7 protein-coding genes and 1 pseudogene are annotated in these 13168 nt (G+C 62.0%); 2 read left to right on the plus strand and 6 right to left on the minus strand.

The window, feature by feature from the left end:
* Positions 1-334, minus strand: a pseudogene (locus tag ACFFWD_RS12185) (IS110 family RNA-guided transposase); the annotation flags it as partial.
* A gap of 241 nt (positions 335-575) precedes the next feature.
* On the opposite strand from ACFFWD_RS12185, the gene ACFFWD_RS12190 reads away from it, so the two are divergent.
* A complete protein-coding gene (locus tag ACFFWD_RS12190) occupies positions 576-1460 on the plus strand; it encodes a tyrosine-type recombinase/integrase (RefSeq protein WP_376965278.1) in 885 nt (294 codons plus the stop codon).
* Between the two features lie 247 nt (positions 1461-1707).
* Positions 1708-3573, plus strand: a complete 1866-nt coding sequence (locus ACFFWD_RS12195; protein ID WP_376965280.1) for an SPFH domain-containing protein — start codon at positions 1708-1710, stop codon at positions 3571-3573.
* Positions 3574-3608: 35 nt separating this feature from the next.
* On the opposite strand, the gene ACFFWD_RS12200 is transcribed toward ACFFWD_RS12195, so the two are convergent.
* The 5 genes from ACFFWD_RS12200 to ACFFWD_RS12220 form a co-directional block, all read right to left on the minus strand.
* Positions 3609-4766, minus strand: coding sequence for a hypothetical protein (locus ACFFWD_RS12200; protein WP_376965282.1), 1158 nt, complete (start codon positions 4764-4766; stop codon positions 3609-3611).
* Positions 4767-5415: 649 nt separating this feature from the next.
* Positions 5416-6258 carry a DUF1194 domain-containing protein gene (locus ACFFWD_RS12205; RefSeq protein ID WP_376965284.1) on the minus strand — a complete coding sequence of 281 codons (843 nt, stop codon included), beginning with the start codon at positions 6256-6258 and terminating at the stop codon, positions 5416-5418.
* Between the two features lie 775 nt (positions 6259-7033).
* Positions 7034-9040 (minus strand): carbohydrate porin, encoded by a 2007-nt coding sequence (locus ACFFWD_RS12210; RefSeq protein WP_376965286.1) that lies wholly within the window; start codon positions 9038-9040, stop codon positions 7034-7036.
* A 331-nt stretch (positions 9041-9371) separates the two neighbouring features.
* Positions 9372-12059 (minus strand): magnesium-translocating P-type ATPase, encoded by a 2688-nt coding sequence (gene mgtA, locus ACFFWD_RS12215; protein ID WP_376965288.1) that lies wholly within the window; start codon positions 12057-12059, stop codon positions 9372-9374.
* Positions 12060-12184: 125 nt separating this feature from the next.
* The gene (locus ACFFWD_RS12220) at positions 12185-12436 is read right to left on the minus strand and encodes a hypothetical protein (protein WP_376965290.1); all 252 of its coding nucleotides are present in this window, start codon (positions 12434-12436) and stop codon (positions 12185-12187) included.
* Positions 12437-13168: the final 732 nt, after the last annotated feature.

Genomic DNA, 13168 nt, shown 5'->3' on the forward strand with positions numbered 1-13168 from the left:
GCGACACCGGGACGCTCGACGGGTGGATCACGTAGGCCTCGATCTCTCGCGCGCGCAGCCAGCGTGCCAGCCAGAAGCCGTCGCGGCCGGCCTCATAGGCGACGGCGATCCGTTTGATCGTGCGTCCAGCCTGCACCGCTTCCTTCCGCCAACGATGCAGAAGCTGCAGCAGCCCATCGGGGTCCGGGCTGAGCTTCTTCAACGGATTGCGTTCAAGTCCCGGCACAATGCCGGCGACCAGCCAACTCGACTGGCCCATCTCGATCACGGCGATCACTGTCGCGTCTTGTTCAAGGGCGACGAGGGATCTGCTCAGGTCATTCTGCTTCGCCATGGCGCGCTCCATCGCTTTGGTTGCCGCGACGATGGTGCCATTGCCTCGCCGCGTAGCCCATAGCATCTAAATCGCTGCGCGATACCCCGCTGAGGCGGGCGGCCTAACCGCGAGCACTGTCTCCGGAGGAGAGATCGTCGGTGGCGGGCGTGGCGCCCTGTCTTGAAGATCGAGGTGTGATCCACCTCATCCCAGACAGGAGCCGTCTATGACCGATACTAGCAGTCCGCTTCGCCAGCGCATGATCGAGGACATGAACGCGCGCAAGCTGTGTGCGGGCACGCAGAGGGGCCACATCAGCAGCTGCAAGCGGTTCGCTGCGTTTCTCAAGCGCTCCCCAGACACGGCCACACTTGAGGACATCCGCCGCTTCCAGCTGCACTTGGCTGAGACGGGCGCGAGCATCTGCAACCGCAACCGCATCATGACCGGGTTGCGGTTCTTGTTCCGCGTGACGCTGCGCCGATTGGACCTTGCGGCCGAGATCTATCACCTCCGCGAGCCTCAGAAGATTCCGCTGGTGATGAGTACGGATGAGACGAAGCGCCTGCTGGCCGTCGCCAGCAGCCTCAAGGCTCGCCTTCTGCTCAGTCTCGGCTATGGCTGCGGGTTGCGCGCCGGCGAGGTGGTCCGGCTGAAGGTCAAACATATCGACAGTGCGCAGAAGATCATTCGCATCGAGCAATCCAAGGGCCGCAAGGACCGCAATGTCATGCTGTCGTCCGAGACGCTCGATCTCTTGCGCCAATGGTGGAAGGCGCGCCCATCGCGTCACGATGCGCAAACGCCTGTGCCGGAACGCTGGCTGTTTCCTGGCACCAGGGCCGGCAAGCCCATGACCACCCGCCAGCTCAACCGCCTGTTTCATGAGGCGGCCGATGCGGCCGGGATCAGGAAGGGCGTGACGCTGCACGCGCTGCGCCACAGCTTCGCGACCCACCTGCTGGAACGCGGAACCGACATCCGCATCATCCAAGCGTTGTTGGGGCACGACAAATTGGACACCACGGCGCGCTACACGCGCGTTGCCACCGGCATAATCGCTGCCATCGAGAGCCCGCTCGACCTGCTGTCGTTGCCTCGCAAGAAGCCCAGGAAGAATAGGAAAGACCCGCCGCCGGCATAACCGCCCGCGGCCATGTCCCACCCAGTATTGGAGGTCGCGGATACACGGAGTGCGCTCCTGCGCAATGCTTGGCATTGTCTTCTGGGAACCACCTCGGCTCAGGGCTCGCCGTGCCAAACCGGCGCGATATCCCATACCTGCCAGCACGTCACAACCGATTGAGATCGTATAGCTTTTCGATCGGTTCGGAACTGCCACCCGTGTTATAACAGCCAACTCCATGTGGGCGTTTGCCGAGGAGGGAGACATGCTCGGTTTGATCTTCTGGGTGGCCGCAGGCGCCATCGTCCTGTTTCTGGCTCCGCCGCTGGTTCCGGGACAATACAGAAACTGGTTCGTCCAAAATACACTTCGCGCGGTGGGGCTCGTCATCATCGGCTTCGGTGTACTCTCGACGTCGTTCGTGCAAGTCCCCGACGGGCATGTCGGACATCTGTTCCGGATCTACGGAGGAGGGCCGCTCGCCGCCGGTCGCATCGTCGCGGCCAACGGCGAGAATGGTCCGCAGGCCGAGATCTTCACGCCCGGCTTCCATCCTCGCCTGCTCGTCAACGTCATCTACGACGTCGACACTCGGTACGAGGAGGTCAACATCAAGGAGGGGAAGGTTGGCGTCCTCGTCGCCAAGGACGGCGCGCCGCTGCGGCCTGGACAGGCCTTTGCCGACCCGTTCCCGGTTGCGCTGGGCTATCAAATGCTCGACGCGGAGACCTTCCTCAAGAATCGCGGCCAGCGCGGCCCGCAATTGACGGTGCTGACGCCCGGCAGGTGGCGCGTCAACCGCTATCTGTGGGACTACGAGGAGAAGGACGCCAAGGAGGTGAAAGCCGGCTTCGTCGGTCTCGTCAAGTCCAATGCCTATGCGGAAATCGACTTCGGCGCCTTGAAGGGTAGCAAGCCCGACAAGTGCGACCTCATCAAGACCAAGGAGGACAGCCAGAATCTTCAGCGGGTCGACGCGCCCATCGTCCCGGTTGGATGCGTCGGTGTATGGGAAAAATCGTTGCAGCCGGGCAAGTATTATTTCAATCCGAGTGCGTTCGTGGTCGAAGACTTCGACACCAAAGCGCAGGTGTGGACGTATGCTGGCGGCTACAAGCGTGCGGCCATCTCGCTGACCGTCGATGCGAAGGGCGATATCGTTCAAAACCGCACCGAAATCGACGTCCCCGTCGATGCCGAGAACGCCGACCGGGCCGTCATCGTGAAGATGGAAGGCTGGGACATCCCGCTCGAGTTGCGCGTGGTCGCGCAGGTGCTGCCATCGGATGCGTCGTGTGTGTTCGCCGGTGTCGGAACGCTCAAGCAAGTCGAGGACCGCGTGCTCACGCCCTCGATCCGCGCCATTACCCGGGACGTGGCGGGCGGCAGTTACGAGGTCACTGAGCCGAAGGTTGACGAAACCGGTAAGCCCGTTCTCGACAACGAGGGCAAGCCGATCATCGTTACGGTCAACCGACCCACAAAGGCGCTCGACCTCATCAACCAGCGTCCGCTGATCGAGGGTGAGATCGAACGCCGCATCCGTCCGGAAGCTGCAAAATCTTGCGTGACCATTCGTGAAGTTCGTCTCGGCGAGCCTGCGATCCCACCCGAACTCCTCGTCGCGGTTCGTCGCGAACAGCTCGCGACCCAGTTGGCGAAGGCATTCATTCAGGAGAAAGCCGCCCAGGAAAAGCGCATCGACTCGGAAAACGCCAAGGAAACCGCCAACCAGCAGGTCACACTCGTCAAGGCCGAAATCGGCGTGAAGGCATCCGAGAGGAATGCGCTCGCGGCGAAGAACGAAGGTCAGGGCGAGCGGGACAAGCTCGCCCTGATCGCTGAGGGCCAGAAGAAGCAGATGGACGTGCTGGGCGTCGATTCAACGGTCCGCCTGCGACAGTTCGAGCTCATGCTAAACACCTTGACGGGCTTCTTCGAGAAGCACCCGGACGTTCTCACCGCGGCGCTGAGCAACGCGCAGAAGTTCGTGCCGAACATTTCGGTGGGGGGGACCGAAGGCGGAATGAGCGGCTTGATCACGGCCATTCTCGGGCAATCGCTCGCGACCGCGACCGCACCCGTTCAGCCGACCGGTCAATCCGATCGGACCGCCGCGGGGCAGCGGTGATCTCTTTGCGATCGAGACGTAGCCTTCATCTCCGATCACGTCTTAGGCTCGATGCGCAACCCAAGCTGCTGGAACAAGGTCAGGATGAGACAGATGATGCCGGCGGCGATCGCACCACGGCGGCCTTCGGCGACGGCGGCCAGCATGGTGACGGCGGCAGTGCCGGTGAGCTCCAAGGCGAGGATCTTGTTCGCATTCGATATAGCATGCCCCTGGTAGAGCGAGAGTGCTGGCTCCTGTGTCGATCCTCCCCAGCCGTTGATCGCCCAGGTGTTGAAAAGGGCGAGCGCCGGATCCGGAATGTAGACCGCACGCGTCTGCGTCTCGATCCTGCTCGAGGCGACACGGCGGTGAATTACTTCTTGCGAAACCATACCGTCGATGATTGTCACGAACGGCCGCACTTCCGCCGGAATGGCGTCGAGGAGGCGCGCGATCCGCTTCGGCACGCGCCCGCGATATTCGTCGGGTGTCTGGACCCGGGCGTTCACGACGGTATGTACTCGCCGCTCGTTGAACACCTCGACGCGGTTTTGGACGGTCGTGGTGATGGTGCGGCCAGTGATCATATCGCCGGTCGTCGTCTTGTTGCGTCCGAGTTCGGTCCGAAACGCCTCCATGCGGAAAAAATGATAACGCAACGCCTTCGGGTTGAACCACTCGATGATGCTCACGTATTCGGCTTCGGCCAGCAGGTGCAGCCAGACGGCGACGGCCTGCTTGAGGGACGCGACCTCGGTGCGGACCTGAGTCTGGAGTCGCCCGAGCAGTTCATTGCCTTCGAGTTGCAGCGCGTCCGGCCCGAGGTCGAGCGTCGGTTCATGCACGATCTCCGCGACCTCTCGGGTCACGCGATCGAGAAAAGCCTGGGCGTCTGGCTGGTCGGGAGCTGCCCGCGCCCGCAGCGCCGCGTCGATCGTCCGCTTGAACGCATTGCGGTAGCGACTCAGCAGCTCGAGATCATTGCCATACGCGCCATAGATTGCATCCTGCGCGCTGCCGGCCCGTAAGGCGAGCAGCTTCGATTGTCGCGTCAATGCCACGGTGAAGGCGTCCATCTCCTTCGGCACGCTCATCTGCCTGAGGTTGCCGATGCGGTCGGCCTTGGCGTCGTCTCCGTAAGTGCGACCGCCGAGAACCACGGCAAGCCCATCCTCGGTCATGCGGGGGATCGCAGCATCGACCGGTTCCATGGTCGTCTCTCCCTGTCGAAGCTCCGCGACGGAGCTGTTAGTCCACATTAAATCATATCCATCGGAACTCGTCGGATCAAAAAACAGAGACGAAAGGTGGACGGCCGCGGTCAACCGACGCTCGCCTTGTCACGTCCCAATAGGCGCTCTGCACATCGGTTTGCGCAGCAAGTCGTCCGTGGCTGCTGCCGCACCCCGACTAGCGTGTTTAACTCACGCCGCTTCTAGTTGCCCCCAGGCTCAGGACGCAGCATCGTAACGGCTTAACGAGGGCTTTGGTAGGGGAACTGAAACCGGCTTCGCTAATGCAGCATGAGATGTGGGCCGACGTCGCACATGGGTCACAAGCGACAAAACTCACTTTGAGCACAACGAGCCCGCTCTTACCCTGATCGCTGACATGGCAGCGGACATGCATTTCCGTCGCGATGGGCCAACAGCGGAAGTCAACCGCTTGCAAAAAACAATCCTCGCAGCATGGAGACCTCGGTCGAGGACTTGAAGCGGATCGGCAGGAGAGCGCTCGGCGACGCACCGACGATGCAGCGGCGATGAGACCGGCTACTGACCGTAGCAACACCATGCGCTCTCGACCCAGGTCTGCCGCATCGACGGTGCAGTCGAGTCTCTGATCGATGTTCACTGGGCCTCACCGCCCCCAGCGCTCCTGCCACATCTTCTCGCCGATGTTGCAGGGCACCCGCGGCTCTTTCTCCGCGACCGGTACGAGGCGATGCTCCGGCGTCCGGCCCGCCACCTCAAGCACGAGCTTGGCCCGGATCGCCTCCTTGAACTTGTCGCGGTCCTTGATCGACACCACAAACGAGCCGGGCCCGCCGATCACGCAGTCCTCGTAGTACCAATCGAGGTTCTCGATATCCACGCCGCCGGAAAGAGACGGCTCCTTCACCATGATCGGCAGACCATTGATGGTGATGCCTTTGGCCAGTGCCGCTTCCCGCACGCCAGCGACCGGCTCGCGATTATTGTTGGGGCCATCGCCGGAGATATCGATGACGCGCCGCAAGCCGCGATAGGGATTCTCATCGAACAGCGGCATGGCAAAACTGATCGCGCCAGAGATCGAGGTTCGCGAGCCGCGGCGAGCCGGCGCTTTCATGATTTCGTTTGCAACCGCATCGGCCGATTCCGGGCCGTCGATCACCCGCCAGGGAATGATGATCCTCTGATCGCTCGAGGCCGACCACTCGAAATAGGTCACGGCTATCTTGCTGGTCGGACCATTCCTCATCGTCTGAAGAAACTCTTTCGAGACGATCGCTTGCGCATAACCCTCGCGCTGCACGGCGAGTTCGTCCAGATCCATGGAATAGGAGACATCAACGGCCATCACGAGTTCGAGGTCGACCGACGTCGCATTCTCCTTGGCCTCACTCTGTTGAGGCCCGGGTCCGGGCGCGGCGCCCGCGACGGTGCTCCACGACATGGCCGCCGCCATGAGCCCCGCTCCAATCGAGAAACACCAGCGCATCGCGGTCCTCCCATCGATTTCAAGAGGATGGTGGCACGCTAAGCGCGAACCGAAAAGCGGTATTGGCTCTTGCGTTTCACGTTTCGGTTATCCGCGCCTGGTTGCGGAATTCGCATGCAGCGAACATCGCAAACAGCAGGCCGAGCAACGTGAATCTGCCGGCGCACTCGCCCGGTGGCTCTTGTGCGTGGTTAGCAATCCTTTCAGGTCTAGCGAAGCGCCGGGCTGAGCATATTGATGTAAGGAGGTCGGTCAATCATCGCGTCGACCGTAGTAAGTCCTCAGGAGCCGATACCGAGAATCCGAGGAGACAAATTCCTCATGAAGGCAGGTGTTAGCACCTCTGCAAAACTTTAGCTCCCCGTTACAACTGAGGTGCTCGAAATGCAGCCTGATTATCTTTGAATTGTTTAGATAAGTCGCAAAGTAATGGGCGGCGGTCGCTCGCCCCTTGCACATGCGAAGAACTGCACGTCCGACCTCGGGCGGGAGACGCTCGATCCGGGCGGGATCCCAAGGCGGGTCACGAATAACCGCACTTCCGCGCGCCAGAGCGCTTGATTGAGCACAACCGAGAATCAACAGCAGGCTAGCTGCGATGATTGCGTGAACAAGCGGCTTCGTTTCTGACATGGCGACCGCCCCAAAGCGGCCCCCCACAATCAGGTTACCACAGTTGATCGACCTTGTACGAGCCGCTGGCTCAAAAACTGCGCATGGAAGCGAGTTGCCGGCAGCGGGACGAACATCCTAACGCGCCGCGCAGCCGCCCGGTTTAGAACTCGCCATGCAGACGGCAGGAGAAGATCGAGACGGGGCCGCGATCGGCGTTGTAGGCGGGATTTGCCATGAACTGATAGTCGGCGGTGACGGTAAAATTTTTCGTGACCTGATAGGCGTAGTAGGCCTCAAAAATCTGCTCCGGCCGGTAGTTGAGCCGGCCATCGCCGATCAACAGCCCGATGCCGCCGGCGGCGAGATAGTCGCGGTGCGCGGCGGAGAGCCCGTTGATGGCGCCGCCGATGCCGACAGTATCGTTCGGCCGACCCCAAAAGCTGCCCTTGATGGAGACGCCACCCGCCAAGCTGCGGTCGATGTCGGTGAAGGAGAGGATTTCATTCTGGCCGTCGTTCCAGCTCGCCCGCGCGAAGACGCCGATATCCTTGACGACCTGCTGTTCGAGATTGGTATAGAAGCCGTATTTCGGGCTGACGTGGCGGATGCTCGCCATCACGTCATTGATGTCCTGGATTGGATCCAGCGCGGCGATCGCCACCGCCTGGCGATAATTACCGGTGACGCCCTGGTGTCCGAACGCGCCGAGCCGGAGCTTGCCCGGCTGGTCGAAGATGGTGTGGCGCTCTTCGAACTCGACCACGGCGCCGCCGGTCTTGAAGGTCAAGATATCGCTGTTCGGCTGGGAGGGCACCTCCACGAAGGCGGCGCGCACGGCCCAATCCTTCCGATTGAGCTCGACCATGGCGCCGCGGGTGTAGCCCGGAAGGTCGGCCGGGAAGTCGTAGGCCGCCGATCCCCACAGCGCCCAGTTCATAAAGTCCGCGCGCGGATCATGCGCATAGGTGTTGTTGTCGAAGAAATCGCCTAGGGCAAAGCGGCCGACCACCAGGGTGACGCGATCGACATCGCGCTTGCCCGGAAGCTGGTTGGGACCATCGGCGACCTCCTCCTGTTCGCCGCCAAGACCCCACGTCTGCTTGAGGTAATAGCGCTGGGGCCGAATCTTCGGGAAGGCGGAGCCCGCCTTTTGCGCCTCTCCGTTGGGAAAGCCGGCCAAGCCAAGGGTCCCATTGATGCCAAAGCCCTGTGCCAGCTCGGGATTGAAATAGAACTCGCCACCGTCCCATAGCCGCACCCCAAGGAAGGCAGTCGTCGTCCAGGTCTGCTGCAATTGCCCGCCGCCGGGAAGGCTGTTCACTCCAGCATAGGGGGAACGGAACGCCGGATAGCCGTGCGGCAGGAACGTCGTCTGCGCGTGGACATTCCAGTCGTTGGACTCGGGAAGCGCGGTCTTGCCGTCCGCTGCCGGTTTCCATGGTGTGTCGCCGAACTGGTAGTTGAGCCCGACCTTGGCAAGGTGAATGCGCGGATCGACATTGACGCCCGACAACCCAAAGCCGCTCAGATCGTATGCCTGGCGCGCGAGGTCGACATACTCATATTCGAGCTTGGCGGTCCAATTGCCGCTGATAGCAAATTCGAGGCCGAGACCTGCGGTCCAGCCGGGCTGATAGTGACCGACCGACGAGATAACACCGCTGCCATTCGCGGGATCGTCATTGATGTTGATATGGGTGTGTCCCCAGGCGAACCCGCCGGTCACATAGGGCATCCAGCGCCCAAAGGCGTATCCAATGCGGCCGCGGAGCGTGCCGACGTAATCGAGCGCGGTGTTGAAGGGCGCTGGCGCCCCCCCGAGCGCCGCTTGATCGATTGGGCTGGTGAACGAGGCATCGGCTTCCACGCCCAGCACGAGATGGTTTGCGAACTCCCGGTTATAGCCCACCTGGAAGCCACCGATCAGTCCGGTGGGGCTGTGCGGAAAGAAGACGCCCTGCAGCGGCAGCGGGTTGGTGTCGGGGCCCAAGCTCGCGTCGCCATAGCCGAAATGCCCGCCGACATAGAACCCGGTCCAGTCGTAAACCGATTTCAGTGCTGGCGCCTTGAGTGGCAGATCTGCCGCGGAAGCGGGATCGGCGAGCGCAAGCACGCCCACTCCGAGGCCGGCGGCGGTACCCTTCCAGGATCGGAGGAGGCTATTCATGGGGAGAGCATTTCCAACAAACATTTCCGATCGTCGCATCATCAAGACAGAGATTATTCAGTCGGATCGCAGGAGTCCGTGACGGGCGTGCAACAGGCCTTGCCGACTGGTTACGGGCGGCGCTTCCGTTTCGCCAGATCCCAGCCCAACCGCCAAACCGCGTCGCTCCATCGAATGGCATGCTTGGCGCCAGCCAAATCGAGAACTCCGGCACGATACAGCTGATGGGAGAGCCGCAGCATGACATCCGCGACGTGGATCACGGCGCTTGCAGCGCGGCGTTGGGCGCGATTTCGGAGCAGTTCCCACGTCTCGACGTGCATAGCCGAACCTACAGCCATTGACCGAACCGGCGAATGTAGAGCCGCTTGATCAGCTGCGTGAGCAGGCAATAGCTTAACAGAATTCCGGCGAGCCACGGGAAATACGACATGGGCAACGGGACCATGCCGACATGCGCGCCGAGCGGCGAGAACGGCAGATAGATGCCGATCGCCATGATGCTGGCGGTCAGCAGGATCACCGGGGTGGCGGCCCGGCTTTGGATAAAGGGGATGTGCTGGGTGCGGATCATGTGCACGATCAGCGTCTGCGTCAGCAGGCCGACCACAAACCAGCCGGATTGAAACAGCGATTGCTTCTCGACCGTATCCGCTCCGAACACGTGCCACATGACGATGAAGGTCACGATGTCGAAGATCGAGCTGATCGGGCCGATGAACACCATGAAGCGGGCAATGCCGCCTGCATCCCATTTCCGCGGTTGCGTCAGATAGTCCTGATCGACGTCGTCCCACGGGATCGAGACCTGGGAGATATCGTAGAGCAGGTTCTGGATCAGCAATTGGATCGGCAGCATCGGCAGGAAGGGCAGGAAAACGCTCGCCACCAGCACGCTGAACACGTTGCCGAAGTTCGAGCTCGCCGTCATCTTGATGTACTTGATGATGTTGGCGAAGGTCTTGCGCCCTTCGATCACGGCTGCTTCCAGGACCAACAGGCTCTTTTCGAGCAGGATAATGTCGGCCGATTCCTTGGCGATATCGACCGCGGTGTCGACCGAGATGCCGACGTCGGCATCCTTCAGCGCTGCGGCATCGTTGATGCCGTCGCCTAGATAGCCGACGGTATGACCTCTGCTCTGCAGCGCGCGGATCACGCGCGACTTCTCCAGCGGCGACATCTTAGTGAAAATGGTGGTCCGCTCGGCGGCATCGGCCAGCTCGGCGTCAGCCATGGCCGCCACGTCCTTGCCCACCATCGCTCTGTCGACGGCGAGCCCCACCTCCTTGCAGATCTTGCGCGTGACGACCTCGTTGTCGCCGGTGATGATCTTGATGTCGACGCCGTGTTCCCTGAGCGCCGCGATGGCTTCGCGCGCCGTTTCCTTCGGCGGATCGAGAAAGGCTACGTAGCCCGCGAGAACCAGCTCGTTCTCGTCTGCGACGGTGTAGGCACGGTCCTCCGGCGGAAGCTCCTTGTAGGCGACCGCCAATGCGCGCAAGCCATCCTCGTTCAGGTCGCGCGTGATCTCGCGCACCTCGCGTCGCATTTCAGCGGTGAACGGCACCACGCCCCCCGGCGCGGCAGCATTCTCGTCGGCAAACGCGCAGAGTGCCAGCACTTCCTCGATCGCGCCCTTGCAGACCAGAAGGTTCTTGCCGCCATTGCGGACGATGACCGACATGCGTCGGCGCATAAAGTCGAACGGGATCTCATCGACTTTCCGGTAGTGCTGCAGCTTGCCGACCAGCTCCAACTGGTCGGCGTATTCGAGCACCGCCACGTCGAGCAGATTTTTCAGGCCGGTCTGATGGAAGCTGTTGAGCCAGGCCAACTCCAGCACCCGGCTGTCCTCATTGCCGTGGATGTCGAGATGACGCTCGAGGATGACCCTGTTCTGCGTCAGGGTCCCGGTCTTGTCGGTGCACAGGATATCCATCGCGCCGAAGTTCTGGATGGCATTGAGCCGTTTCACGATGCTCTTGTGCCGGGCCATCATGACCGCGCCCTTGGCGAGGTTGGCGGTGACGACCATCGGCAGCATTTCGGGGGTGAGGCCGACCGCGACCGAAACCGCGAACAGCAACGACTCCAGCCAGTCGGCCTTGGTGAGGCCGTTGATCAGGAACACCAGCGGCGTCATCACCAGCAGGAAACGGATCAGCATCCAGCTGACGCGATTGACCCCGATGTCGAAGCTCGTGAGCGGCCGTGCTCCGACGATATCGCGCGCCATGGCGCCGAAGAAGGTCGCGTCGCCCGTCGCCACCACGACGGCGGTCGCGGTGCCGCTCACCACGTTGGTGCCCATGAAACTAGCCGTCTCCAGTTCGAGGGGGCTGCGAGCGAGGTTCCTCGGGGTCGGCAGAAGCGGATATTTCTCCAGCGGAAGAGACTCGCCCGTCAGCATGGCCTGGCTGACGAAGAGATCCTTGGCGCTCAAGAGCCGCACGTCGGCCGGGACCATGTCGCCAGCCGACAGATGGACGATATCGCCCGGCACCAACGTCGAAATCGGCACCTCCTGCGGGCGCGGCATGCCGGCACGCAGCACCGCCGTAGTCGAGCTCACCATGGCTTTCAGCTCTTCGGCGGCCTGGTTCGACCGGAATTCCTGCCAGAAACGCAACAGCGTGCTCAGCAGGACCATCGCGCTCAGCACGATGATCGTCTTGAACGAGCGATCTTCCGGCGCGGCGAAGATCACGTCGGAGAACAGGGAAACGATGCTGACCGCAAACAGGACGCCGTTGAACGGTGTCAGGAATGCGTCGAACAGCTGGTGGTACCAGGTCGGCGGTTTCTCATGGCTCACCTCATTGAAGCCGTACTGCTCCTGCCGCGCCTCGACTTGTTCTTCGGTCAAGCCGTTATGCGTCGTCTCCAGCCGCGCCAGCGCCTGCTCAGGAGCGCATTCGCACAGCTCGACCAGGAGAGACGAAATCACCTGCTTGTTGCGCTGCTTGTTGCGGCCAACCTCGCGGCCGTTTTGCAAGCGTTTTGTTTCTTTATTCATGGCACGTGGCTCTTGAATTGAAGGTGTCAATCGACATCGGAGTGCATGCAGACGCGACGGGACGCGCCCAGCGGGCGTCCGCCTCGGCAGGGGCTAAGATTCGGGAAGTATGCGGGAGAGCCGGACTAGGCGGCTTGATGGAGGTCATTGCAACTGACGCCCTCGTCAGTTGCGGTGCCGCCTTCTGCGGTCCAACGACATTCGAGCCGGCCGTTCGCGGGGTTGGAACGCCACACCATCGCAAGCGCGGCGCGTGCCGGCACCCGCGCGTCGCGGCACCCCTCGAAGGAACGGTCTTGCGTAAAGCTGGTCGCCCGGCTTCCCCGAAGCGCGGGCGCGGCGGCATTGCCGCGAAAAAACGTGATGTTCGTGTTCATGGCTCACCTCTCGGAAGATGACCCCGACGGGTCCCGAGAGGCGAGTACGACGGGCCCTAGGCGCGGCCGCTGCTCGCCCGACGAGTGGCGTCGGGGGCGATCCCGGTTGACTGGTTGAGTGCCCGACGGAGGAGTTTCGCCTCGGTCGGACAGCGACTAGGGGAACTGTCCATATTCCTGCTTCGATTGGTTGAAACGCCCCGGAACTTCCGGCGCACGGGTCGAATGCTCCCCAACATCTCATTTGTCAAGCAGGGAAACGCAAGAAGATCGCGCGTGTCATGAAACGCGTGAAAGGTGCGACTTAGCCACTCGCCGAGTGAGCGTGCTGGACCTATACCGTGACATGGGACACGTCGGCGAGCTTGGCAACCTCTGCCGGTAATGCGCGGCTTCGCGCGCCCCTGATGTTACGACCGAGACGATGATGCCGAGATGTCCGGGCCCAAGCCGCAGGTCGGTATTCCGGAGCATCGCGCCTCCGCACCGGGCCGCGCCGGAAAGGAATCGACGCCGGCATCCGATGGGGTGCCGAGCGTGATCTCCGAATCCCGAAGCGCGCACTGGCGACGATGATATCGCACGTCGAGATGAGCAGACCGCATGATCATCCGTGACTTGGCTGCCAATGGTTATGCGCTTGTGAAGCAAGGTTCGGGGCAATGACCGGTTTGGGTCACGAGCGTCGCCCTCTGCAACACTCGGCTGTCCGTCAACTTCCGCTTCTGTAAC

Origin of the sequence: Bradyrhizobium erythrophlei (assembly GCF_042430365.1) — a bacterium.
Classification (GTDB): domain Bacteria; phylum Pseudomonadota; class Alphaproteobacteria; order Rhizobiales; family Xanthobacteraceae; genus Bradyrhizobium; species Bradyrhizobium erythrophlei.

Excerpts from the sequence above, each read along its gene's own strand:
- ACFFWD_RS12190 (WP_376965278.1), top strand. The coding sequence starts at position 576 with ATGATCGAGGACATGAACGCGCGCAAGCTGTGTGCGGGCACGCAGAGG.
- ACFFWD_RS12195 (WP_376965280.1), top strand. The coding sequence starts at position 1,708 with ATGCTCGGTTTGATCTTCTGGGTGGCCGCAGGCGCCATCGTCCTGTTT.
- ACFFWD_RS12200 (WP_376965282.1), bottom strand. The coding sequence starts at position 4,766 with ATGGAACCGGTCGATGCTGCGATCCCCCGCATGACCGAGGATGGGCTT.
- ACFFWD_RS12205 (WP_376965284.1), bottom strand. The coding sequence starts at position 6,258 with ATGCGCTGGTGTTTCTCGATTGGAGCGGGGCTCATGGCGGCGGCCATG.
- ACFFWD_RS12210 (WP_376965286.1), bottom strand. The coding sequence starts at position 9,040 with ATGAATAGCCTCCTCCGATCCTGGAAGGGTACCGCCGCCGGCCTCGGA.
- mgtA (WP_376965288.1), bottom strand. The coding sequence starts at position 12,059 with ATGAATAAAGAAACAAAACGCTTGCAAAACGGCCGCGAGGTTGGCCGC.
- ACFFWD_RS12220 (WP_376965290.1), bottom strand. The coding sequence starts at position 12,436 with ATGAACACGAACATCACGTTTTTTCGCGGCAATGCCGCCGCGCCCGCG.